This is a genomic window from Methylobacterium sp. R2-1 (assembly GCF_014191355.1).
GTDB lineage: Bacteria > Pseudomonadota > Alphaproteobacteria > Rhizobiales > Beijerinckiaceae > Methylobacterium.
Genome location: NZ_JACHWM010000008.1, coordinates 53,602 through 77,305 on the forward strand (window position 1 = coordinate 53,602; position 23,704 = coordinate 77,305).

Annotated in this window: 17 protein-coding genes; 10 read left to right on the plus strand and 7 right to left on the minus strand. The window is 68.8% G+C overall.

The window, feature by feature from the left end:
* The first annotated feature begins 160 nt into the window (after positions 1–160).
* The 4 genes from FHU13_RS12810 (at position 161) to FHU13_RS12825 (ending at position 4,605) form a co-directional block, all read left to right on the plus strand.
* A complete protein-coding gene (locus tag FHU13_RS12810) occupies positions 161–511 on the plus strand; it encodes a DUF952 domain-containing protein (RefSeq protein ID WP_183436262.1) in 351 nt (116 codons plus the stop codon).
* Positions 508–1,584, plus strand: a complete 1,077-nt coding sequence (locus FHU13_RS12815; protein ID WP_183436263.1) for a quinone-dependent dihydroorotate dehydrogenase — start codon at positions 508–510, stop codon at positions 1,582–1,584. The genes FHU13_RS12810 and FHU13_RS12815 overlap by 4 nt, the downstream gene beginning before the upstream one ends.
* Positions 1,585–1,987: 403 nt before the next feature.
* Complete coding sequence (locus FHU13_RS12820; protein WP_183436264.1) at positions 1,988–4,306, plus strand: FdhF/YdeP family oxidoreductase; 2,319 nt, start codon at positions 1,988–1,990, stop codon at positions 4,304–4,306.
* Positions 4,303–4,605: a hypothetical protein gene (locus tag FHU13_RS12825; RefSeq protein ID WP_183436265.1), complete on the plus strand. Its 303-nt coding sequence runs from the start codon at positions 4,303–4,305 to the stop codon at positions 4,603–4,605. Before FHU13_RS12820 ends, FHU13_RS12825 begins: the two co-directional genes overlap by 4 nt.
* Before the next feature lie 22 nt (positions 4,606–4,627).
* On the opposite strand, the gene FHU13_RS12830 is transcribed toward FHU13_RS12825, so the two are convergent.
* The 7 genes from FHU13_RS12830 to FHU13_RS12860 form a co-directional block, all read right to left on the minus strand.
* On the minus strand, positions 4,628–6,595 hold the full coding sequence (locus tag FHU13_RS12830) for a PAS domain-containing sensor histidine kinase (RefSeq protein ID WP_183436266.1): 1,968 nt from the start codon (positions 6,593–6,595) through the stop codon (positions 4,628–4,630).
* A gap of 430 nt (positions 6,596–7,025) precedes the next feature.
* A complete protein-coding gene (locus FHU13_RS12835) occupies positions 7,026–9,170 on the minus strand; it encodes a TonB-dependent receptor (protein WP_183436267.1) in 2,145 nt (714 codons plus the stop codon).
* Between the two features lie 151 nt (positions 9,171–9,321).
* Positions 9,322–11,931: a DNA translocase FtsK gene (locus tag FHU13_RS12840; RefSeq protein ID WP_183436268.1), complete on the minus strand. Its 2,610-nt coding sequence runs from the start codon at positions 11,929–11,931 to the stop codon at positions 9,322–9,324.
* A 243-nt stretch (positions 11,932–12,174) separates the two neighbouring features.
* Positions 12,175–13,431 (minus strand): outer membrane beta-barrel protein, encoded by a 1,257-nt coding sequence (locus FHU13_RS12845; RefSeq protein WP_183436269.1) that lies wholly within the window; start codon positions 13,429–13,431, stop codon positions 12,175–12,177.
* Positions 13,432–13,761: 330 nt separating this feature from the next.
* Complete coding sequence (locus tag FHU13_RS12850; protein WP_183436270.1) at positions 13,762–15,258, minus strand: ammonium transporter; 1,497 nt, start codon at positions 15,256–15,258, stop codon at positions 13,762–13,764.
* A 133-nt stretch (positions 15,259–15,391) separates the two neighbouring features.
* Positions 15,392–15,730 (minus strand): P-II family nitrogen regulator, encoded by a 339-nt coding sequence (locus FHU13_RS12855; RefSeq protein ID WP_026105669.1) that lies wholly within the window; start codon positions 15,728–15,730, stop codon positions 15,392–15,394.
* A gap of 261 nt (positions 15,731–15,991) precedes the next feature.
* The gene (locus FHU13_RS12860) at positions 15,992–16,870 is read right to left on the minus strand and encodes an acyl-CoA thioesterase (protein WP_183436271.1); all 879 of its coding nucleotides are present in this window, start codon (positions 16,868–16,870) and stop codon (positions 15,992–15,994) included.
* Between the two features lie 248 nt (positions 16,871–17,118).
* Between FHU13_RS12860 and FHU13_RS12865 the strand changes: the two genes are divergently transcribed.
* From FHU13_RS12865 to rseP, 6 genes are all read left to right on the plus strand, one after another.
* On the plus strand, positions 17,119–18,432 hold the full coding sequence (locus FHU13_RS12865; protein ID WP_183436272.1) for an FAD-dependent monooxygenase: 1,314 nt from the start codon (positions 17,119–17,121) through the stop codon (positions 18,430–18,432).
* A 218-nt stretch (positions 18,433–18,650) separates the two neighbouring features.
* Positions 18,651–19,214, plus strand: a complete 564-nt coding sequence (gene frr / locus FHU13_RS12870; protein ID WP_183436273.1) for a ribosome recycling factor — start codon at positions 18,651–18,653, stop codon at positions 19,212–19,214.
* 109 nt (positions 19,215–19,323) lie between these two features.
* A complete protein-coding gene (locus FHU13_RS12875) occupies positions 19,324–20,103 on the plus strand; it encodes an isoprenyl transferase (protein WP_183436419.1) in 780 nt (259 codons plus the stop codon).
* On the plus strand, positions 20,103–20,969 hold the full coding sequence (locus tag FHU13_RS12880) for a phosphatidate cytidylyltransferase (RefSeq protein ID WP_183436274.1): 867 nt from the start codon (positions 20,103–20,105) through the stop codon (positions 20,967–20,969). The genes FHU13_RS12875 and FHU13_RS12880 overlap by 1 nt, the downstream gene beginning before the upstream one ends.
* Before the next feature lie 14 nt (positions 20,970–20,983).
* Positions 20,984–22,162: a 1-deoxy-D-xylulose-5-phosphate reductoisomerase gene (gene dxr, locus FHU13_RS12885; RefSeq protein WP_183436275.1), complete on the plus strand. Its 1,179-nt coding sequence runs from the start codon at positions 20,984–20,986 to the stop codon at positions 22,160–22,162.
* Between the two features lie 214 nt (positions 22,163–22,376).
* Positions 22,377–23,537, plus strand: coding sequence for an RIP metalloprotease RseP (gene rseP, locus FHU13_RS12890; protein ID WP_183436276.1), 1,161 nt, complete (start codon positions 22,377–22,379; stop codon positions 23,535–23,537).
* Positions 23,538–23,704: the final 167 nt, after the last annotated feature.

Genomic DNA, 23,704 nt, shown 5'->3' on the forward strand with positions numbered 1-23,704 from the left:
CGCTGAACCCGGACGCAATCGGGGCATCCGGAGAGGCCAGTGTCGCATCTGAGTGGCCTGCGGTGAAGGCGCGGCACTCCGTATCAGGTCACACACGGCATCGGTTGCCGCGCGGAAGCGTGCGTTCTATCGCTCCGGAAGGTTTACCCCCGGAGACCGGATGGCCCTCGTCTACAAGATCTGTCAGCGCGACCTCTGGCGGGAAGCCGAGGCCCTCGGTCGCTTCACCGGCGCACCCGTCGATCACGCCGACGGCTTCATCCACTTCTCGACCGCCGAGCAGGTCGCCGAGACGGCCGCCCGTCATTTTTCCGGGCAGGAGAGTCTGCTGCTCGTGGCAGTCGAGGCCGCGGATCTCGGGCCGGCGCTCCGCTTCGAGCCGTCGCGGGGCGGCGCGCTGTTCCCGCACCTCTACGGTGACCTTCCCTTGAGCGCCGTGCGCTCCGTAGCCGACCTGCCCCTCGGAGCGGACGGGCGGCACGCCTTCCCGGCGGAGATACCGCAGGCATGATCGACGCGCTCTTCCCCCTCGCCCGGCCGCTGCTGCATGGGCTCGACGCCGAGACGGCGCACGACCTGACGATTCGCGGCCTCTCGCTGCTGCCACCGCGCCAGCCGCCGGCCGACGACGCGGCGCTGGCGGTCGAGATGTTCGGGCGGCGCTTCCCCAACCCGGTCGGCCTCGCCGCCGGGTTCGACAAGGGCGCTCGGGTGGCCGATGCGCTGCTGGGCCTCGGCTTCGGTTTCGTCGAGGTCGGCGGAGTCGTGCCGCAGCCGCAGCCCGGCAATCCGCGCCCAAGGGTGTTCCGGCTTCCGCGCGACCGGGCGGTGATCAACCGCTTCGGCCTCAACAGCGAGGGGCTCGACGTGGTGGCTGACCGGCTCAAGGCCCGCACCGGCCGTGATGGGATCGTCGGCGTCAATATCGGCGCCAACAAGGAGTCGCAGGATCGGCTCGCCGACTACGTCGCCTGCACCGAACGGCTCGCGCCGCATGTCGCCTTCATCACCGTCAACGTCTCCTCGCCCAACACGCCGGGCCTGCGCGACCTTCAGGGCGAAGCCTTCCTCGACGACCTGCTGGCGCGCGTCGTCGCCGCCCGCGACGCCAGCGGATCGAGCGCCGCGGTGCTGCTCAAGATCGCGCCCGACATCGCGCTCGAAGGGCTCGACGCGATGACGGCGACGGCGCTCCGGCGCGGCATCCAGGGCCTCGTCGTCTCGAACACGACGATCGCGCGGCCCGCGACCCTCACAGAGTCCGCTGTGGCGAGGGAGACCGGCGGCTTGTCCGGCCGGCCCCTGTTCGGACCGGCGACGCGGCTCCTGGCCGAGACCTATCTGCGCGTCGGCGACCGGATCCCGCTGGTCGGTGTCGGCGGCATCGATTCGGCGGAGGCCGCCTGGACCAAGATCCGGGCCGGTGCGCGCCTCGTCCAGCTCTACTCCGCCCTCGTCTATGAGGGGCCAGGGCTGGTCGGAACGATCAAGCGCGGCCTGAGCCAGCGGCTGCGGGCGGAGGGACTGACAAGCCTCGCCCCTGTCGTCGGGCGCGACGCGGCGGAGATCGCACGGGGTGCCTGAGCCGGCCCAGGGCCAACTTTGCGGCGAGCCTTGCGCAAGATCGGCGAAGTGACAGGGCACCAGCAGCGGAATCTCCGTCCGCTCCCCGCCACACGGCGCCCGGCCGCAGCGCAATTTCTTGCACCCGGCACTTTGTTGCAACGCATCAAAATGCCGAGCTGCGGTCTCGCAAGCTCGTTGGAAATACACTCGAGCCATTCCAGAAACAGGCATCTTATGGAATTGTATTAAATTGCCCTGCGCGGTGGGAATGCCTCCCCCATCATCGGCCACGCATCAACTCGCATCTGCGAGATGTTACTTCCCAGGTTACGGGATCTGAGACCGCTCACCCGCCAGGGGGCGAAGCGGCGGACGCGGATCGCCGAAGACATCTCCCACATCGCGAAGACCGGGCTTTCGGATGGACCGTTCGCAAGGCTTACCCAAGCGTTCTTCCGCCGCGGGCGGCTGGGGTGCACTGAAGAGCTGCGGCAAATTCCTCTTGGGCAGCCGTGCCCCGCTCTCCGGTGCGCGCGCCCTGCTGAGTGCCAACCAGCCCGACGGCTTCGACTGTCCGGGCTGCGCCTGGGGCGACCCGGCCCACGGCTCCTCCTTCGAGTTCTGCGAGAACGGTGTAAAGGCGGTCTCGTGGGAGGCGACCGACAAGCGTGTGACGCCGCGCTTCTTCGCCAAGCATCCGGTCTCGGAGCTGCGCGGCTGGACCGACTACGCGCTGGAGAGCGAGGGCCGCCTCACGCATCCGATGCGCTACGACGCCGAGACTGATACCTACCACGCCGTGGAGTGGGACGAAGCCTTCGCCGAGATCGGCGCGACCCTGCGCGGCCTCGACCATCCCGACCGCGTCGAGTTCTACACCTCCGGCCGCGCCTCCAACGAGGCGGCCTACCTCTACCAGCTCTTCGCCCGCGCCTACGGCACCAACAACTTTCCCGACTGCTCGAACATGTGCCACGAGGCGAGCGGCATCGCCCTCGTCCAGGCCATCGGCATCGGTAAGGGCACGGTGCTGCTCGAAGACTTCGAAAAGGCGGACGCCATCTTCGTCGTCGGCCAGAACCCCGGCACCAACCATCCGCGCATGCTGGGCGACCTGCGCCGGGCCGCGGAGCGCGGCGCGCGGGTCGTGGTGCTCAACCCCGTGCGTGAGCGCGGGCTGGAGCGCTTCGCCGATCCGCAGAACAGCGTCGAGATGCTGCGGGGCGCAAGCCGCCCGATCGCCAGCCACTACTACCAGCCGAAGCCCGGTGGCGACATGGCCGCTTTCCGCGGCATTGCCAAGGTCGTCTTCGCCCGCGACGCGGCGGCGATTGAGGCGGGCAAACCCTCGCTCCTCGACCACGCCTTCATCGCCGCACATACGAGCGCGTTCGTCGATTACCGCGCGGCGGTCGAGGCGACGGAATGGGAGGCAATCCTCGACCAGTCCGGCCTGACCCGCGAGGAGATCGAGACCGCAGCCGACGTCTATCTCGGCGCCGACAAGGTGATCGCGACCTGGGCGATGGGCGTGACTCAGCACCGCCACTCGGTCGCGACGATCCGCGAGATTGCCAACCTGTTGTTCCTTCGCGGCCACATCGGCCGCCCCGGCGCGGGCCTGTGCCCGGTGCGTGGCCATTCCAACGTGCAGGGCGATCGCACCGTCGGCATCAACGAGAAGCCACCGGTCGCGCTCCTCGAAGCGCTTGATCGCGAGTTCGGCCTCAACGCACCGCGTAAAGCAGGCCACAACGTGCTCGGCGCCATCGGTGCGATGCTCGATAGCTCATCCAAGGCTTTCATCGGCCTGGGCGGCAACTTCGTGCGCGCGACGCCGGACACCAAGCTGGTCGAGAAGGCGCTCGCAGGCTGTGAACTCACCGTCCACATCGCGACGAAGCTCAATCACTCGCACCTCGTGCCGGGCCGGGTCGCCTACCTGCTGCCCTGCCTCGGGCGCACCGAAATCGACCGCAACAGCCGGGGCAAGGTGCAAATCGTGACCGTCGAGGATTCGATGAGCATGGTCCACGGCTCGGGTGGCATCAACAAGCCGGCCTCGCCGCATCTGCGCTCGGAGATCGGTATCATCGCCGGCATGGCCGCTGCCGCCGTCGGCTCGGAGCGGATCGACTGGGCCGCGCTCGCCGACGATTACGACCTCATCCGCGATCTCATCGAGCGGACGATCCCGGGGTTTGCCGGCTTCAACACCCGTGTGCGCCGGCCCCGCGGCTTCATGCTGCGCAATCTCGCCGCCGAGCGGGTGTTCGAGACCGCGACCGGCCGAGCGGGTTTTTCGAGCGGACCGCTGCCGGTGGCGACCGAGCACCAGCGCGCGAGCCTCCAGGGCGATACCTTCGTGCTGCAAACCTTCCGGAGCCACGACCAGTACAACACCACGATCTACGGCCTCGATGACCGCTACCGCGGCGTCTATGGCGAGCGCCGCGTCGTGTTCGCCAACCCGGAGGATCTCGCCGAGCTGAAGGCGCGGGCGGGCGAGCGCGTCGATCTCGTCTGCGTCCACGCCGAGGATGGCGTCGAGCGGGTGGCGGAGGATTTTCGCCTCGTGCCCTTCGACATGCCGCGCGGTTCGCTCGCCGGTTACTACCCGGAACTCAATGTGCTGGTGCCGCTCTCGGCCTTCGGCGAGTTCTCGGACACACCAACCTCGAAGTCGGTTCTGGTCCAGGTGCGTGCCCGCGCCGCGAACGCCGTGGGCAAGGCCGCGTGAGCGAGCCCCCCGCCGATGCCGAGACCTTTCTCGCCGCGACCGACACAATCGCGGCTTTGCGTCCGGAACTAAACCTGTTGGAGGCCGGCATCCTTGCCGGCCTGCATCTCGGGCTGGCCGCGGACAGCCGGAGCTTCGCCCGCATCTTCGGCGTCGAGCACGCCCTGGTGCTGCGCGCGGTGGAGGGCCTCGCCAGCGAAGCTCTCCTCACCGTGACCGCCCGCGATGGCCGCACCCAGCGCACCCGCTATGAGGCGAGTGCAACCGGCAGCGCGATGCTGACGGCGCTTGCCGCCTGAACCACGCTCGTCGGGGCAACCGTCAGGCCGTGCTCATCTCGCCGAACCGCTCATCCAGCGGCAATTCGATCGCGCAGCGCAGCCGTGTCTCGCCGAGTTCGTAACGGGTCTTGGCGTTGAGCGCGTAGGGCATCGCCCGCTCGATCAGTTCGCGTCCGTAGCCACGGCGCGTCGGACTGCGCTCCTCGCGCGGCCGGCTGATGCCCTCCTCGATCCACTCGATCAGCAGGCTCCCGCCGCCCTGATCGTCTCGAGCGGCCCGCCATGTCACCGAGAGGCGGCCGTGTTCGGTCGTCAGGGCACCGTACTTGCGGGCGTTGGTGGCCAGTTCGTGCATGGCGAGCGCAAGGGTCTGCACCGACGCCTTGCGCAGGTGCACCGGCGGGCCGGCGATATGGATCCGGTCCGCGAAGTCGCCGCCTCCGAGCGCCTCCAACTCGGTCCGGATCAGGGTGCGGAGGGTGATCGGCTCCTGTTCCGAGCGCGACAGCAATCCCTGAACCCGCGACAGGGCAGCCAGCCGGTCGTTGAACTGCTCGCGGAAGCGCTCGGTCGGGCCGGTCTGCACCATGGTCTGGTGGGCGATGGAACGCACGACGCCGAGCAGGTTGCGGGTGCGGTGCTGCAATTCGGCGACGAGAACGGCCTGACGCTCCTGCAGATCGTGCAGGTCGTGGATGTCCATGGCGGCGCCGATCCACTGTGTGACCTGCCCCTCGGCATCGACGATCGGCGCCTGCCGTACGAGGAACCAGCGGTACTCCCCGTCATGCCGGCGGATACGCTGCTGTACCTCGATCAGCCGCTGCCGCTCGCGTCCGACGCGGAAAGCCTCGCGCGCCGCATCGCGGTCGTCCGGGTGGACCGCCTCGAGCCAACCGCCGACCTGAGACTGCTGCAGGTTCTGACCGGTATAGGTGAGCCAAGCCTCGTTGAGCGAGTTGTGCTGCCCGCTCTCATCGGAGCGCCACAGCAGGACGGGAATGAGGCTGGCCAGCGCGCGAAAGCGTTCCTCGCTCTCGCGCAGGGCCGCCTGCGCGATGTTATCGCGAAGCCGCAGCACCTCCTCCTGCGCCGCCTTCCAGGCCGAGATCTCCTTGGTGGTGGTAGCGACCCCGTCACCGAGCTTGACCGCGCATTGGAAGAACCAACCGTCGAACTGCTCGTGGACGTAGCGGCGCTCCGCGGTCGCAGGCTGGCCGGTCTCCGTCACGCGCTTGAAGGTGTCGAAGATGCCCTCCTGCACCACGCCAGGATTGCGTTCGAGCAAGCTCTGCCCACGCACCTCACCGTATCGGCTCTCGGAGGTATGGTTGTTCAGGAGCCACTGGAAGTCGACGATCTCGCCGGCCGGGTCGCGCACGGCCTCGAAGACCTGGATCATGTCCATGGAGCTGTCCATGGTCGCCTTGAGCAGGTCGCGGCTTGCCTGAAGCTCCGCCGTCCGCTCCCGAACCTGCCGTTCCAGTTCGGCCCGGAAACGTGCTTCGCTCTCGCGCAGGGCGCGGTCCGCCAGCACCCGAACCGTGGTTTCGAGCAGGGTGACCAGGATGCCCGCGATGTCTCCCGTCTCATCCCGGAGCGGGCTGTAGGTCAGCGTGAACCACGCATCCTCGACGCGGCCCGCCCGAGACAGGGGATAGAGCGCGTCCTCGAAGGTGAAGGTCTCGCCGTTCCAGACCCGCTCGTAGATCGGCGCGTTGATGTGCCAGACCTCGGGCCAGCAGTCGCGTGACGGCTGACCGAGCCCGGCCGGGTGCTTCAATCCCATCAGATCACGGAAGCCGTCGTTGTAGATCTGGATCAGGTCCGGGCCCCACAGCGCGATCATGGGGAAGCCGCAGCCGAGGAGCAGGCTGATCGTGGCCCTCAGGCTGGGCGGCCATGTCTCCGCGGCGCCGAGCGCCGTCGCCGACCAGTCATAGGTCCGGATCCGCTCGGCCATCTCGCCACGATCCGATCGGGCAGGTGGAATGCCGCTCCCATCCATCCCGTACCTTCGCACAGCCTTCCGCACCGTATTCCGCAGACGGAACGGGCGGCACGGCCCGCAGTCTCACCGAGATCGTTACGGGAATTCCTCAGGCTGGCAATAGATGGAATCAATGCGTCCGGCCTCCTACCTCCAACAATTTCGCATCGCATCCGTAGATACGACCACTCTGCGCTGCACTCAGAAAACATCATTTATGATGTCTGAATGATCATGGCCGCTGCCCGAGTCTTTCAGGCTCCAGAACGCTAAAACTGAGCGGAAGTCGCAAACGGCTTCCATCCATCGTTCCGCGACCTGTGGCTCGGCCGGACCGCTGCCCCCGACGTCGAAGCCGGGAGGGCCGAGGCCGGAAGGCCCGAGGCGATAGGAGCGCCGCTTGGACGGTGCGCCTAGATCGCTTCGAGCACAGGCGGCTTTCCGGTCTTCAGAACCGCGCCGTGAGGAAGAGCCGCACGTTGCGGCCCGGCAGGACCACCTCGTCCTTACGGAAGGAGGCGGCGTTGCGGATCACATCGTCGAGGAGGTTCGTGCCGCGCAGGCCCAGCGTCACCTCGCTCAGGCCGTGGACCGCCGGATCGAGCGGGCGGCTATAGGCGACCTCCGCCTTGAGGTCGTTGTAGCCAGGGGTCGGCGTCTCCAGCGCCCCCGTCTGGGTCTGTGCGAAGGCGTGCAGCAGGCTCACCTGGGCGAACCAGCCGTCCGCCCGCAGGAAGACGCCGCCGCCGACGCGGTGGGGCGGGATGCGCGGCACGAAGCTGCCGTCATCGAACTGCGCCCGTACGAAGTCGTACTGGGCGCTGATCCCGGCGAAACCGTCGCCGACCGGCACAAGGTCGATCTGGCTGGCGATCTCGGCGCCGGCGAAGGTGGCGCCGGCCTGCGAGTAGACGACCTGCCGCAGATCGCCGCCACGGAGGCCGCAGCTATCGAAGGTGTCGCCGCAGGTGAAGCCGGTCAGGCGCTTGTAGACGAAGCCGGTATAGCGGGTGACGTAGCCGGTGGCGTCGAGGCGGAACGGCCCGTCCGCCCGCCGGATCGCCAGCTCGACGGTGCGGGCGCGCTCCAGCTTGAGATTCGGGTCGCCGATCTCGAAGGTCGCGGACGCCTCGTGCGGCCCGCGCGAGAACAGCTCGGGCGAGGTCGGGGCGCGCTCGACATAGGAGCCGGTCAGGCTCGCGACGAAGCCGTAGGGCAGGTCCTGAAGCGCACCGAAGCTGGCGCTCTTCGGGGCGAAGCGGCGGATGCGGCGTGATTCCACCGGCTCATCGCCGGGACCGTCGGGCAGGAAGTCCGACGGAAACAGCGCCTGGGTGCCGGCGACGCGGTTGCCCTCGATCCGACCCGCCGCCTGGAACCGCAGGCCGCCGCCGAGCGCCAGTTCCTCGAACAGATAGGCCGCCTGAACCCGCGTGTCGGTGGGACGCAGCAGCCCCCCTTCCGCTCCCGAGATGCGGAGCTTGCGCCGGTCGGCCTGGACGCCGAGCTGGCCGCTCAGGGTGCCGAACGCCGTCTCGACCGGCACGTGGTCGAACTCGATCCGTCCCTCCGCCGCCCGGTTCTTGAACACCGCCGCGATCTCCTCGACGCCGTTCGCGTCGGTGCCGAACTCGTTGTGCCGGTAGTTCGAGCCTCCCGCCCAGAACCGGATCGCCGCGAACGGTCCGTCCAGCGGCCGGTACTCCCCTCGCGCCTGGAGCTTGTCCTGCACCGGATCGAGGCGGGTGCGCTGCGCCGCGGCGCTGAGACCGGGGATGCCGTAGACCGAATCGAAGTGACTGAAGGACAGGCCGACGAAGCCGCGGTCGAACAGGTAGGAGGTGCCGAAGGCTCCACCCTGCGACTCGTTGAAGGAGTTGCGCTGGATGCCGAGCGGCGTGTTGTAGTCGTCCGCCACGCTCTTGAAGGCGTCCGCATGGACAGCGACGTTGCCGCTGCCGGCATCGACGGTCGCGGCCCCGTTGCGGCCGTTATCGACGGCCGAATAGCCGGTCGTCACCCGTCCCGCGATGCCGCCGGGCGGGATGCTCGTCGGGATGCGGTTGTTCTCGACCGAGACGACGCCACCGACCGCCTGGGAACCGTAGCGCAGGCCGGCGGGCCCGCGGATCACCTCGATACGGTCGTTGATCAGCGGGTTGATCGGGACGGCATGGTCCTCGCCGAGATCGGACATGTCCTGCACGCCGGTGCCGTTCTCGAGGATGCGGACGCGGTGATTGTCGAGGCCGCGGATGATCGGCCGCGAGGCCGAGCCCGGTGCAAAGGTGGTCGCCGACAGGCCCGGCTTGTCGAACAGAGCCTCGCCGAGCGAGGTCGGCTGCGAGCGGGCCAGTTCGCCACCCGAGACGACGGTCACCGTCGAGAAGCGGTCGGTCACCACCGGCAGCACGTCTACCGAACCGGCCGGGTTCGGCGTCGGTCCCGCCGCTGCGCCCTCGCGCCGACCCGGCTTGTCCGAGACCACGCTGATCTCGTCCAGAGACACTTCCTCGGCCTGGAGCGGCGCTCCGACGAGACCGGCGATGCCGATCCCGGCCCAACAGCCAAGCCCATAGCGCTTTCTCGACATAAAACCTCGCCCTCTTAGTTATAGCTAATGCTATAATTTCGAGCGTGGCCGTTGTCGAGCCGGAACGCGTGGCCGGAACGCGAAAGCGCGCCGCCCTCGATCGAGAGCGGCGCGCCGGAGCGATGTTCGGTTTGATCGGTGAGGCGGCGGATCAGTAATCCTGCGCTTCGGCCTCCACCAGGATCTCGCGTTTGCCGGCGTGGTTGGCCGGCCCGACGAGACCTTCGGTCTCCATCCGCTCCATCAGCGAGGCGGCGCGGTTGTAGCCGATCTGCAGGCGGCGCTGGATGTAGGAGGTGGAGGCCTTCTTGTCCCGCAGCACGACCGCGACCGCCTGCTCGTAGAGGTCGCCGCCCTCCCCGCCACCGAACTGGCCGGCGTCGAAGACAGGGCCGTCCTCGGATGCGGCGGCGCCGGCCGGGATCTCGCCCTCCTCCGCCGTCACCGCCTCGAGGTAGGACGGCCGACCCTGGCGCTTGAGATGCGCCACCACACTCTCGACCTCGGAGTCCGAGCAGAACGGCCCGTGCACGCGCGTCGTGCGCCCGCCGCCGGCCATGAACAGCATGTCGCCCTGACCCAGCAACTGCTCCGCGCCCATCTCGCCCAGGATGGTGCGGCTATCGATCTTGCTCGTCACCTGGAAGGAGATCCGGGTCGGGAAGTTCGCCTTGATCGTGCCGGTGATGACGTCCACGCTCGGACGCTGCGTCGCCATGATCAGGTGGATGCCCGCCGCGCGCGCCATCTGCGCCAGCCGCTGGATCGCCCCCTCGATGTCCTTGCCCGCCACCATCATCAGATCGGCCATCTCGTCGACCACGATCACGATGTAGGGTAGCGGGTTGAGGTCCATGACCTCGTCTTCATAGACCGCCTCACCGGTGGTGCGGTCGAAGCCGGTCTGGACCGTGCGAGTCAGGGTCTCACCGCGGGCACGGGCCTCTTCGAGGCGTGCATTGAAGCCGTCGATGTTCCGGACACCGACTTTGGACATCTTCTTGTAGCGCTCCTCCATCTCGCGCACGGCCCATTTGAGGGCGATGACCGCCTTCTTCGGGTCGGTGACGACGGGGGAGAGCAGGTGCGGGATGCCGTCGTAGACCGACAGCTCCAGCATCTTGGGATCGACCATGATCAGGCGGCACTCCTCCGGCTTGAGCCGGTAGAGCAGCGACAGGATCATGGTGTTGATGGCTACCGACTTGCCCGAGCCCGTGGTGCCGGCGACCAGCAGGTGCGGCATGCGGGCGAGGTCGGCGATGATCGGCTCGCCGCCGATGTTCTTGCCGAGGCACAAGGCGAGCTTGTGCTTGGTCTCGACGAAGTCGACCGAGGCCAGCAACTCGCGCAGGAAGACCGTCTCGCGCTTGGCGTTCGGCAGCTCGATGCCGATGGCATTGCGGCCGGGGACGACGGCGACGCGGGCGGAGACGGCGGACATCGAGCGGGCGATGTCGTCGGCGAGCGCGATGACGCGGCTGGACTTGGTGCCGGGCGCCGGCTCCAGCTCGTAGAGGGTGACGACGGGACCGGGGCGCACGGCGAGGATGTCACCGCGCACGCCGAAATCCTGCAGCGTTGCCTCCAGCATGGTGGCATTCTGCTCCAGCGCCTCCGCCGAGACCTCGGAGCCGGGCGCCGCCTCGCGTGGGCGGGCGAGAAGCTCCAGGGCAGGCAGCCGGTACTCGCCGGCCTCTGGGCGGGGCTCGACCGGGCGCGGACGTGCCGCCGGTGGCTGCGGCAGCGGGCGCGAGACGCGGGTGGACGGCTCGACAGCGGCTTCGTCCGCTTCGCCGGTGATCGGTGCGGGCCGCGGCGGGTTGGTACGGATGGGCGCGTCGTCCGCCTCATCGTCCTCCGGTTCGAATTGCGGTTCGCGGCGGCCCGAGACGGTGCGCTCGCGAGCCTGCGGCGCCCAGGGCGCGTCCTCAGCGTCGGCGAAGGCGCGGCGCGCGGCGAGCGCTGGCGAGGCGCCGGCATAAGCGAGCCCCTCCCCCTCGTCGGCCGGAGCCTGCCAGGATTCGAGCTTGGTCCGGAGCGAAGCCCGGCCCCGCATGACAGCCTGCGCAAGCGCACCCAGCGACAGGATGCCGAGGCTCGGCTCGTCCGCATCATGGCGCTCCTCGTGGCCCGAGGCACGGACGGCGCGCGGAGCCGAGCGCGGAGCGCCGTAGGACACCTCCTCGTCCTCCTCGAAGTCCGGCTTGGTCACGCGGCAGGCCGCCGTGAGGCTGAGGATGGCGACCGCAGCGAACAGGAAGCCGGCGAAGCTCGCCAGCGGCCCGACCAGCATCCGCGTGCCGGCAAGCAGCGCGTCGCCCGCCACACCGCCCATTCCGGTGGGCAGCGGCCAGCGGGCCGTGGGCGGCACGGCACTCGCGACCGCGCTCGCGCAGAGCACGCCGACGATCCACAGGGCAAGACGCACGCCCCCGTGCGGCAGGTCGCGCTCGCGCATCAGCCGCATGCCCCACAGCACGGGAGGCAGCGCGAGCATGATCGAGCCGAGACCGAGAAGCTGCATGGCAAGGTCGGCCACGACGGCACCGGGGCGCCCGAGCACGTTATGCGCCCGCTGGTCGGTGGCGTGGTTGAGGCTCGGGTCGTCGATCGACCACGTCGCCAGGGCGACGGTCAAGGCGACCGCGCCGGTGAAGAGGATCAGGCCGCCGCACTCCGTCAGCCGCTTGGCCAGGAAGGGCCTCAGGCTGTCGACGAAGGTCTCGTAGGGCGACGCGGAACGGCGGAAGGAACGCATGCGCAAACCGGTCCGGTGTCAACGATCCGGTAAGGCTAATGCGGGGCGGTTAACGGCGGGCTAAGTGTGTCCCACAAAGCGGCCGTGGCTCGGTCGCGTTCGAATCGCGCTTGGATCGCTGCGGCGGCAGCGATGGAATTCGTCGGGAAATCCTTTGGTCCCGCTCCCAAATGCAGGAAGCCCCGGATTCCTCCGAGGCTTCCCAAATCACGTCCGTTTTCCGCCGGCGGACCGGCCCGGCCCTCAGAACGTGAAGCCGGTCTCCACGAGGTAGCGCTCCTGCGACCGCTTGGTGCCGTCGCGGCCGAAGCCGAAGCCGGGGGTGACGTCGTAGGCCTGCACCGTCGCGAACTCGCCGCGGACGAAGTAGCGGTCCCAGGTGAAGGTCGGCGTGATCGTGAACGAGAAGGCCGAGCTGCCCGGGCCGTACAGGAGGCTGGTCGCGCTCAGGGTGTCGCCCCGCGTGCCCGACTGCGTGATGTACTCGACACGGCCGGCTAGTCCGAAGTTCTCGTTGAAGGCGTAGCCGGCGAGCAGCGCACCGCCCCAGGTCTCGCCGCCGATGATCGGGCTGAAGTAGTTATCCTTGCGATCGACCGTGGTGTACTGGAAGTACGGCGAGATGATCCACGGGCCGTTGGCGTAGGTGTAGTTCACGCTGATGATGCTGCTGTTCTGCAGCGAGTTGATCGTCGCGAACTGGAAGCGCGGGCTGCGGGTCGAGGCATCGAAGTCGCTGAAATGCGTGCCGCCGTTGATGCCGACCGTGTTCGAATCGTCCAGCTTGTAGGTGGCGAAGCCCGTCACCCAGTTCAGCTCGCCCGAGTAGAAGCCGTCGTTCACCGAGACCGCCGCCGCGAACGGACCGCTCGCGTAGTTCACCTGAACGCCCTGGTTGATGAAGTTCTCCTGGTTGAACACCAGACCGCGGGAGATGTTCAGGTTCTGGTAGGAGAACAGCAACTCGGAGCCGATGTTGGTGAACATCCGGCCGGCCTGGATCGACCATTCGTCGTTGATCTGCCACTTGCCGAAGGCGACCGGCACCGGGCCGAATAGCGACTGGGTCTGCTCGAACGAGGAGTAGAGCGGCAGGCCAAGCGCCGGGATCGAGTAGAGGCCGGCATGCACGTAGAACTGCAGCGGGCCGTCCGCCTTCTGGATCCAGCCCTGGAGGTTCGTGAAATCGACTCGGCCGTAGCGATCCTGCTCAACGCTCGGCGAGAGGATGCCGAAGGCGTTGGTCTGGGAGTAGGCGAAGCCGGTGATTGCGCCGCCGACATAGATGTCGCCCAGTCCCGTGACGAAGCAGGCCGGATTCGGATTCGCCTTGATGAGGCCGCCGAAGGTCGGGGTCGAGATTGCGGCCTTGCAATGCTCCTCGACGACGACAGGCGCCGGTGCAGCGGCGGGCATGTCGGCGGCGAGAACCGGCAACGCGGTGGCGCTCAGCGTGGTCAGCGCCGCGCCCGCGGCCAGAAGCTTTGTTTTGATTGTCATTGCGGTCAGCCCCAAATTCGATACGGCCAAGGTGCCGAACCGGACGTCGCCCCGCAAAATGAAGTTTTACGCAAGTGCCTAATTTTTAGCCAATTTTGAGCCACATCAACCTGAGGGCAGAAAGTGTTGCACAGAGGCAACATTTTTGGGCTTCTCACGCGTTAACTTTCCCTCGAAAAGCTGCCGCCTTCTTCACGATTGCTTTACGAATTGAGCAGTCGGACGCGGAAGTTGCCGAGCACGACTCACACGATCAGCCCATAGAAAAGGCCCCGGCGCGATGCGCCGAGGCCGGTTGTCCGGGTGCCCGCCGGGACGGCGGGCCGCCCCTCAGTAGTTGTAGGCGCGCTCGCCGTGATCGGCGATGTCGAGGCCCTCGCGCTCCTCTTCCTGCGTGACGCGCAGGCCGATCGTCAGGTCGACGAGCTTGTAGAGGATCGCCGAGCCGATGCCCGACCAGAGGATGGTGAAGCCGACCGCCTTCGCCTGGATGATGAGCTGGGCGACCATGTCGTAGGCGCCGAGGGTGAGTTCGCCGGGCTTGGTGGTGTAGTCGGGGATACCGGCGCCGCCGAGGTCGGGCGAGACCAGGATGCCCGTGGCGAGAGCGCCGATGATGCCGCCGATGCAGTGCACGCCGAACACGTCGAGGGAATCGTCGTAGCCGAGCGCGTTTTTCACGGTGGAGCACATCACGAAGCAGACGGCGCCCGCGGCGAGACCCAGCACGATCGAGCCCATCGGGCCGGCAAAGCCCGCGGCCGGGGTAACGGCGACGAGGCCGGCGATGGCGCCCGAGAGCATGCCGAGCAGCGACGGCTTACCCTTGGCGGCCCATTCCACGAACAGCCAGGACACGGCCGCGGCGGCGGTGGCGACGAAGGTGTTGATCATCGCCAGACCCGTGGTGCCGTTCGCTTCGAGGTTTGAGCCGGCGTTGAAGCCGAACCAGCCGACCCACAGGAGCGAGGCGCCGATCGTGGTCATGGTCAGCGAGTGAGGGGCGAGCAGGTCGCGGCCGTAACCGATACGCTTGCCGAGCATCAGGCAGCCGACGAGGCCGGCGATGCCCGCGTTGATGTGCACGACGGTGCCGCCGGCGAAGTCGAGGGCGCCCCACTTGAACAGCATGCCGGCATCACCCAGCACCGCATCGTACTCGGCCTTGGCCGCGGCGTTGGCCTCGCCACCGGCGGCGGCGAGCTTGCGGGCCGCGTCGGCGAAGACGTCCGGACCGCCCCAGTACCAGACCATGTGGGCCATCGGGAAGTAGATCAGCGTGACCCAGAGGATCGTGAACACGACCAACGCCGAGAACTTCATCCGCTCGGCGAAGGCGCCGACGATGAGGCCGGGAGTGATCATCGCGAACGTCATCTGGAAGCAGATGTACACGTATTCGGGGATCACGACGCCATTGGAGAAGGTGGCCGCGACGGAGTTGGGATCGACGCCCTTGAGGAAGGCCTTCGAGAAGCCGCCGACGAAGTCGTTGAGGCCGCCGCCGTTGGTGAAGGCGAGGCTGTAGCCGTAGGCGACCCACAGGAGGCAGACGATCGAGGCGATCGCGAAGACCTGGGTCAGCACGGAGAGCATGTTTTTGGTGCGCACGAGGCCGCCGTAGAACAGGGCGAGGCCGGGCACCGTCATCAGCAGGACGAGGACCGCCGAGACCAGCATCCACGCGGTGTCGCCCTTGTTGGGCACCGGGGCGGCGGCGGTTACGGCGGGCTCGACCGCCGGCGCCTGCGCGAGCGACGGCTCGACGAGGAGGAGGCCGAGGGCGGCTCCTCCCAGCCCGAGCGCGAGAAGGTTACGAGGTTTCATGGACAGGAAGCTCCTGATCGCAGTGCGTCACGCATTGAGGAGGGTGGAGGAGGCGGCGCGGCCGGACGCGTTCCGCCGGAACGGGCGATGAGCCGCCGGGAAATCGGAGGGAAAATCGATGCGGGACGGGCTCTTAGAGCGCGTCGGCGTCGGTCTCGCCGGTGCGGATGCGGACCGCCTTTTCCAGCGGCATCACGAAGATCTTGCCGTCACCGATCTGTCCGGTGCGCGCGGCGCCGGCGATCGTGTCGATCACGTTCGTCACGAGATCGGCCGCGACCGCAACCTCGATCTTGAGCTTCGGAAGGAAGCTCACGGCATATTCGGCACCGCGATAGATCTCGGTATGGCCCTTCTGCCGGCCATAGCCCTTGACCTCAGTCACGGTCAGGCCGTGGACGCCGATCCCGGTCAGGGCGTCGCGGACCTCCTCCAACTTGAACGGCTTGATGATCGCCATCACGATTTTCATGGGCGGCGCCCCCTTTGTTCTGCCTTCTCACCGCCGGCCGCGCACCGGCCGAGACCCAGCGGTTCTGCAGGGATCGGGATGACCCTGCGACCGCGCGCCTTCATTCAAGGACCGTGCCAAGCGGAACCATTTTCGATGTCGCTCTTCTGCCCAGAACGTGAGCGCGGGCTGACGCCGTGTCGAGCAGCTCCGGCGCGAAAACTGCTCCAACCTTAGGCAATCAGCCTACTTCATCGGCAGAACCTGCTCTTGCTGCCCGTGTCAGGGGCGGCGCTGACGGATCAGACCCTCTTGGGCGACGGATGCGATGAGGCGCCCCTCCTCGTCGTGGAACGTGCCGCGGGCAAAGCCCAGGGCACCCGAGGCGCTCGGGCTGTCCTGCGCGTAGAGCAGCCAGGAATCAGCCCGGAACGGCCGGTGGAACCAGAGGGCATGGTCGAGGCTCGCCGATTGGACCTCCGGATCGAACACGGTGCGGCCGTGGGGGATCAGCGTCGCGTCGAGCAGCGTCATGTCCGAGGCGTAGGCAAGCACCGCCCGATGCACCGAGGGATCGTCCGGCAGGGGCTTCGTCGCCCGCATCCAGACGTGGTAGCGGGCGGGTCTCGGCGCGCGGTCGCGATAGCGCTCGGCCTCGACCGGCCGCAGTTCGATCGGCCAGGCTTGGGTGAAGTAGGCGAGCATCGGCTCGGGCACGATGCTGCCTCCCTCGCGGGCGAGGATCCGCGCATCGGTCAGATCGTCCGGGCCCGGCACGTCGGGCAACTCCGCGGCGTGATCGACGCCCTCCTCCGTGACGTGGAACGAGACCGACATGGCGAAGATCGCTTGCCCCTTCTGGATCGCCTTGACCCGACGGGTGGTGAAGCTGCCCCCGTCGCGGATGCGCTCCACCTCGTAGATGATCGGCACCGCGGGGTCGCCGCCGAGGAGGAAGTAGGCGTGCAGCGAGTGGGGCGGGCGGGACGCCTCGACCGTACGGGAGGCCGCGACCAGAGCCTGGGCGACGACCTGTCCGCCGAACACCCGCGGCCAACCGATCCGCGGGCTGACGCCACGGAACAGGTCGGTCTCCAGGCGCTCCAGGTCGAGGATCGCCAGAAGCGCGTCGACGGGATCAGGCCTGAGGGTTTCGGACATGGCGGCTTTCGCGGATCTGGGACGACGGGTGACGACGAGGGACGGACGGCCCCGGCTCGGAACGCGCCCGACGCACATAGCGGCTTGGCCCGGCTATGCCATGCGGGGCGGGCGCGCTTCGAGACAGATCCCTGAGACATGTTCCGGAACGCCTGCACGGGATCGCGCGCGGGCGGCGCAGGGTCTATGTGGAGCGGCCGGGAACGCCTCATCGGAGGCGGCACCGGAACCGAGGAAGAGGAACGCCGATGAGCACAACGGATCGCCATCCCGGAGCCCATCTCGGCAGCCGTCCCGGAAGCCGCCGCCTGCTCGTCGCCGGGGCGGGCATCGCCAGCCTCACCCTGGCGGTCGCCCTGAAGCGGACACACGGCCCTGCCCTCGAGGTCGTGGTCTGCGATCCCGGCCTGGAGGCGGGCGCCGCGCGCCACCGCGGGCGCGCCTACGCCGTGGCGGCGGGACCGCGGCGAATGTTCGAGAGGCTCGGGTTATGGCCCCGGATCGAACCGGCAGCGGAACCGATGCGCCGGCTCGTCATCAGCGACAGCCGCGTCGGCGATCCGGTGCGGCCGGTCTTCCTCACCTTCGGCGACGGAACCGAGGCGCGGCAGGAGGCACGCCACGACGCAGGGGAGGCGGGCGAGCCCTTCGCGCACATGGTCGAGGCCGAACCGATGGTCGGCGTGCTGCTCGACGCTGCGCGGGAGGCAGGCGTCCGGCTCGTCACCGCGGGTGTCCGCGCCGCCGTGCCGGGTCCGCGCGCGACCCGCGTGACCTTGAGCGACGGCAGTACGGAGGAGGTTGCGCTGGTTGTCGCCGCCGATGGCGCCCGCTCGGCCCTGCGCGAGGCCGCCAGCATCGGCTGGGTCGGCTGGTCCTACCCGCAATCGGGCATCGTTGCGACGATCGGGCACGCCCGCGACCACGAGGGCCGCGCCTTCGAGCACTTCCTGCCGAGCGGCCCCTTCGCGATTCTACCGCTGAAGGCGGGGGGCGCCCTCGGCCACCGCTCCTCCATCGTCTGGACCGAGCGCAGCGCCGACGTGCCGGCCCTGCTCGGTGGGGACGCCGCCGAAACCTTGGCCGAGATCGAGCGCCGGTTCGGACCCGAACTCGGCCGCATCGCCCTGGAGCACGGGCCGAGCGCCCACCCGCTGCATCTGGGCATCGCCCGCAGCTTCCGGGCGCCGCGCCTCGCGCTCCTCGGGGACGCCGCCCACGTCATCCACCCGCTGGCGGGCCAGGGGCTCAATCTCGGGCTCGCCGGGGCGGCGTCGCTCGCCGAGGCGGTGACTGGCGCCCTGCGGCTCGGGCTCGATCCCGGCGCCGATGCGGTGCTTCGCGAGTACGAGCAGGCCCGCCGCTTCGACAGCGTGGCGATGGCGGCCGCGACCGACGGACTCAACCGCCTGTTCTCCAACGACAGCTTGGCCCTGCGCCTCACCCGCGATCTCGGACTGGGCCTCGTCGACCGGATGCCGGGACTGAAGCGCTTCTTCATCGGTCAAGCCTCGGCCCTGCGAGGCGAGAGCCCGCGCCTGCTGCGGGGCGAGGCCCTCTGAAGCGGGGCTGAAACCGCGATGACGCGCGGTAATCCGGGCGGCCAACGTCAGGCTTGCCGAACTGCGCCGGTGCCGTGGGGGACCGACGACGCTTGAGGCCGGCCTCGGGCCAACGGCATTTGCGGCCACCCGGTTTTTCGTTCATGTAGCGGCACCGCGTTCCGGGGGTATCCCGAGCGCGCCGATCTGCCACCCGAACGCATCGGGACGTTGAACCTATGGCCACACCGGAATTCGACCTCGGCGACATTAAGCGCCGCATGCAGGGCGCCGTCAGTTCTCTGAGCAAGGATTTGGGATCGCTGCGCACGGGCCGCGCGACACCGAGCCTGCTCGATCCGATCCAGGTCGAGGCCTATGGCGCATCGATGCCGATGGCACAGGTCGCCACCGTGAGTGTGCCGGAGCCGCGCCTGCTCTCGATCTCGGTCTGGGACCGCTCGATGGTCACGAATGTCGAGAAGGCGATCCGCGAATCCGATCTCGGCCTCAACCCGATGACGGAGGGCCAGACGATCCGCCTGCGCATCCCCGAGATGAACGAGCAGCGCCGCAAGGAGATGGTCAAGGTCGCCCACAAGTACACCGAGGAGGCCCGCATCGCCGTGCGCCATGTCCGCCGCGACGGGCTCGACATCCTCAAGCGGCTCGAGAAGGACGGCGCCATCAGCCAGGACGACGAGAAGCGTCAGGCCGGCGACGTGCAGAAGGCCACCGACGACGCGATCGCCGAGATCGACAGCGTGCTGGCGAGCAAGGAGAAGGAAATCATGCAGGTCTGACGCCTCCGGCCTGTATCGAACAGGACAGGTGTCGGAGCCGCGCCGGACCGCGGTGGCAAGGGGGCAGCCAAGGAGGCGGCAAAGGGTGCGCCAGGACGGGGAGGCTGCGTTGGTTCGCTCGGAAGGCGCGCGGCAGATCGGAGACGCGGCGGGCGCCGCGCCCGAGGGAGCGGCGCAGCCTGCGCCGCGGCACGTCGCCATCATCATGGACGGCAACGGCCGCTGGGCCGCGAACCGGGGTCTGCCCCGCTTCGAGGGGCACCGCCGCGGCGTCGAGGCCGTCCGCCGGGCCGTGCGCTCCGCCATCACCCTCGGCATCGACTACCTCACCGTCTACAGCTTCTCCTCCGAGAATTGGCGCCGGCCGCCCTCGGAAATCTCCGAGCTGATGGGCCTGCTCAAGCTGTTCGTGCGCAGTGATCTCGCCGATCTGCACGCCAACAATGTCCGCGTCCGGGTGATCGGCGATCGGACCGATCTCTCGGCGGACATCGCCGGACTGCTCGACGAGGCGGAGACGCGCACCCGCGCCAATACCGGCCTCACCCTGGTCGTGGCCTTCAACTACGGCGGACGCCAGGAGATCGTACGCGCGATGCGCCGCATCGCGGCGGCAGTTGCGGACGGTCGGCTGCGCCCGGAGGAGATCGACCTCTCGACGGTCACGGCGGCGCTCGACACCGCCGGCATCCCCGACCCGGATCTCGTCATCCGCACCTCCGGCGAGCAGCGGCTCTCGAACTTCCTGACATGGCAGACGGCCTATGCCGAGTACGTGATCGAGCCGGGCTTCTGGCCGGATTTCGATCACGACGCCTTCCTCGCCGCCGTCAGCGAGTTTCACCGCCGCGACCGCCGCTTCGGCGGCCTCGGTACCGGGGCGGGCTGATGGCGCGGGACGAGGCGGCTCCCCCTGCGCCCGCCCAGCGGGCACCCTTCGCCACCCGTGAGTTCGGTCTGCGCGTGGCCTCGGCCCTGGTGCTCGGTGCGGCGGTGCTCGGGAGCCTGGTGGTCGGCGGCTGGGCTTTCGCCGCGGTCTGGCTGATCGCCGGCATCGTCGGCGCGGCCGAGTGGCTCGCCATGACCCGTTCCGAGCCGCTCCTGCCGCTCCTGGGCCTCACCGGCGCGACGCTGTTCGGCGTGCTCACGGCCGTACTCGTCGGCGCACCCCTCTGGGCGCCGCTCCTCATCCTGCTGGCCGGAAGCCTCGGCCTGTTCGCCCTTGGGCACGGTTCGGGCCGGCGCAAGCCGATCTGGGGCCTGCTCGGTGGTGCGGTGGTTGCCCTGGTGCCGACGCTGTTGCGGATCGATCCCGCGATCGGCGTGGTCGGGCCAGCCTGGATGTTCGCGGTGGTCTGGTCCACCGACAGCGTCGCCTACTTCACCGGCCGCCTGATCGGCGGGCCGAAGCTGATGCCGCGGGTCAGCCCGAAGAAGACGTGGTCCGGCGCGCTCGGCGGCCTCGCCGCCGGCGTGATCGGCGGAAGCGCGACCCTGCTCGTCGCCCGCGCGCAGGGCTGGGACGCTCTGCCCGGCCTCTCTCCCGCCCTGGTTGCGGTGCTGAGCGGGCTCGCCTCGATCCTGTCGCAGGGGGGCGACCTCGTTGAGTCCGCCCTCAAGCGGCGCTACGGCGTCAAGGATTCCGGCCGCTCGATTCCCGGCCATGGCGGCGTCATGGACCGGCTCGACGGCTTCTTCGCCGTCGCGCTCCTCGCCGGCCTGTGCCTCGCCGCCCTGCGACTCCTGAATGCCTGAACGGAACTGATCCCGTGAGCCTCACCGTCACCGTCCTCGGCGCCACCGGCTCGATCGGCCGCTCGACCACGGACCTCCTGTCCCAGCATGCGGGCCGCTTTCGCATTGGCGCGCTGGTCGGCGGCAAGGATGCCGCGGCCCTGGCCAAGCTGGCCCTGGAGCTGAAGCCGGATTTCGCCGCGCTCGCCGATGAGAGCGCCGGCCCGGCTTTGGCCGAGGCGTTGTCGGGCTCCGGCATTCCGAACGGGGCCGGCGAGAACGCCGTGCTGGAGGCGGTCGCCCGCGAGGCCGACATCGTCGTCGCGGCGGTGAGCGGGGCGGCGGGCCTGAAACCCACCCACGCCGCGCTCCGGCTCGGCCGCACCATCGCGCTCGCCAACAAGGAAAGCCTCGTCTGCGCCGGCGACGCCTTCATGCGCGACGCTCAGCGCTACGGCGCCCGCATCCTGCCGGTGGATTCAGAGCACAACGCGCTTGCCCAGGCCATGGGCGACGGCCGCGTCGCTGACATCGCCAAGATGACGCTGACCGCCTCGGGCGGTCCGTTCCGCACCTGGACCCGCGAGCGCATCGCTGCTGCGAGCCCGACCGAAGCCGCCGCCCACCCGACCTGGTCGATGGGCATGAAGATCAACATCGATTCCGCCTCGCTGATGAACAAGGGGCTGGAGCTGATCGAGGCCCACCACCTCTTCGCGATCGAAGCGGAACGGCTCGACGTGATCGTCCATCCGCAATCGATCGTGCACGGGCTCATCGCGTGGCGCGACGGGGCGGTGACGGCCGGGCTCGCCATGCCCGACATGCGCGTGCCGATCGCCCACTGCCTCGGGCTCGGCGACCGGCTGGAAATCGCCCGCGGCCGTCCGCTCGATCTGGCCGCCACCGGTAGCCTCACCTTCGAGCCCGCGGACGAGGCGCGCTTCCCCTGCCTGCGCGTCGCACGGGCGGCGCTCAGCGAGGGCGGCGCGGCGCCGACCGTGATGAACGCCGCCAACGAGATCGCGGTCGCCGCCTTCATCGGCGGCGCGATCCCCTTCTACGGCATCGCCGAACTGGTGGAGCGGGCGGTCGAGCACTTCGCCGCCGAGTTCCGTCGCGCCCCGGAGGACGTGGAAGAGGCACTTGCGATCGACGCACGAGTGCGCGCCTGGAGCCTGGAGGCGGTGCCGGCCGCCCGCGCCGTGGGCTGAGGCGCAATTAACCTTTACGAACTCTTATCGGGGACGGAGAGCCGGCCCCCACGTGCCGTGGACGTGATTAGATCTCGCGCTCGAACGTAAGGCGTGCGACGATCCGCGACTTGCCGGCCGGGGGCTCGTTCTGTCAGGGCGGGCGGTCAAGACCAGATTCGCGCCTGACGTGCGCGGATCTCCTACGCGTGTCGCGGCCTGAAGGATGATGGCCATGGAATTCTTGAGCGGCATGGGCGGAAACGCCGCCGGCTTCTTCGGCGCGGTGATCCCGTTCCTGATCGTGCTGACGATCGTCGTGTTCGTGCACGAGATGGGCCATTTCCTGGTCGGGCGCTGGTGCGGGGTCGGCGTCACCGCCTTCTCCATCGGCTTCGGCCCGGAGGTCGTCGGCTTCACCGACCGGCGCGGTACCCGCTGGAAACTTTCGGCGATCCCGCTCGGCGGCTACGTCAAGTTCGTGGGCGACGCCAACGGCGCCAGCGTGCCCGATCCGGAGGCGGTCGCCCGCATGAGTCCGCACGAGCGGGCGGTCAGCTTTCCGACCCAGCCGGTGGCCAAGCGCGCGGCCATCGTCGCCGCCGGTCCTGTCGCCAACTTCATCCTGGCCATCGCCGTCTTCGCGGGCGCGATCTATTTCAGCGGCCGCTACGAGACACCGGCCCGTGTCGAGGCGGTGCAGCCGAACAGTGCCGCGGCACGGGCGGGCTTCCTGCCCGGCGACGTGATCCGCACGATCGACGGCAAGCCGGTCCAGACCTTCAACGAGATGCAGCGCGTCGTCTCGGCCGCCGCCGGCTCCTCTCTGGCGGTCACCGTGGATCGCGGCGGTGAGGTCCAGACGCTGACCGCCGTGCCCGACATGATCGAGGAGCGCACGCCCTTCGGTCGCCACCGCTTCGGCCGGCTCGGCATCAACGGGCCGAACGCCAGCGCGGCCAAGCTGGTGCATTACGGGCCCTTCGAGTCCCTGAAGTTGGGCGTCCACGAGACGGCTTTCGTGGTGGAGCGCACCTTCGACTACATCGGCAAGCTCGTTACCGGCCGTGAATCCGCGGACCAGCTCTCCGGACCGATCGGAATCGCCCGGGTCTCGGGCGAGGTGGCGCGCGTCGGCGGCGTCGGCGGATTGATTGGGCTGATCGCGCTGCTGTCGGTCTCGATCGGGCTCCTCAACCTGTTCCCGATCCCGCTCCTCGACGGCGGCCACCTGCTGTTCTACGCCTTCGAGGCGGTGCGCGGCCGCCCCTTGAGCGAACGGGCACAGGAGATCGGCTTCCGCATCGGACTGGCCTTCGTGCTGATGCTGATGCTGTTCGCGGCCTGGAACGACATCCTCAATCTCGGCGCCTCGTTGAGCCAGCGCGGCACGTGACGCAGGGCCCCCTCCCCTCCCCGAATCGACGGCCCGGCGACCGCGCCGGGCCGTTCGCGTTTGTGGTGAATGCCGACTTACCGCAATGAAGATGCGCTTCGGAAAGTCGTGCTTGCGACCATATTTACGCCCTATTCACGCTAATCTCAGAACGATCGTAAAGGCGT

What these genes read in the sequence shown, in the direction of transcription:
- FHU13_RS12810 (WP_183436262.1), top strand. Translation starts at nt 161, where the DNA reads ATGGCCCTCGTCTACAAGATCTGTCAGCGCGACCTCTGGCGGGAAGCC.
- FHU13_RS12815 (WP_183436263.1), top strand. Translation starts at nt 508, where the DNA reads ATGATCGACGCGCTCTTCCCCCTCGCCCGGCCGCTGCTGCATGGGCTC.
- FHU13_RS12820 (WP_183436264.1), top strand. Translation starts at nt 1,988, where the DNA reads ATGGACCGTTCGCAAGGCTTACCCAAGCGTTCTTCCGCCGCGGGCGGC.
- FHU13_RS12830 (WP_183436266.1), bottom strand. Translation starts at nt 6,595, where the DNA reads ATGGATGGGAGCGGCATTCCACCTGCCCGATCGGATCGTGGCGAGATG.
- FHU13_RS12835 (WP_183436267.1), bottom strand. Translation starts at nt 9,170, where the DNA reads ATGTCGAGAAAGCGCTATGGGCTTGGCTGTTGGGCCGGGATCGGCATC.
- FHU13_RS12840 (WP_183436268.1), bottom strand. Translation starts at nt 11,931, where the DNA reads ATGCGTTCCTTCCGCCGTTCCGCGTCGCCCTACGAGACCTTCGTCGAC.
- FHU13_RS12845 (WP_183436269.1), bottom strand. Translation starts at nt 13,431, where the DNA reads ATGACAATCAAAACAAAGCTTCTGGCCGCGGGCGCGGCGCTGACCACG.
- FHU13_RS12850 (WP_183436270.1), bottom strand. Translation starts at nt 15,258, where the DNA reads ATGAAACCTCGTAACCTTCTCGCGCTCGGGCTGGGAGGAGCCGCCCTC.
- FHU13_RS12855 (WP_026105669.1), bottom strand. Translation starts at nt 15,730, where the DNA reads ATGAAAATCGTGATGGCGATCATCAAGCCGTTCAAGTTGGAGGAGGTC.
- FHU13_RS12860 (WP_183436271.1), bottom strand. Translation starts at nt 16,870, where the DNA reads ATGTCCGAAACCCTCAGGCCTGATCCCGTCGACGCGCTTCTGGCGATC.
- FHU13_RS12865 (WP_183436272.1), top strand. Translation starts at nt 17,119, where the DNA reads ATGAGCACAACGGATCGCCATCCCGGAGCCCATCTCGGCAGCCGTCCC.
- frr (WP_183436273.1), top strand. Translation starts at nt 18,651, where the DNA reads ATGGCCACACCGGAATTCGACCTCGGCGACATTAAGCGCCGCATGCAG.
- FHU13_RS12880 (WP_183436274.1), top strand. Translation starts at nt 20,103, where the DNA reads ATGGCGCGGGACGAGGCGGCTCCCCCTGCGCCCGCCCAGCGGGCACCC.
- rseP (WP_183436276.1), top strand. Translation starts at nt 22,377, where the DNA reads ATGGAATTCTTGAGCGGCATGGGCGGAAACGCCGCCGGCTTCTTCGGC.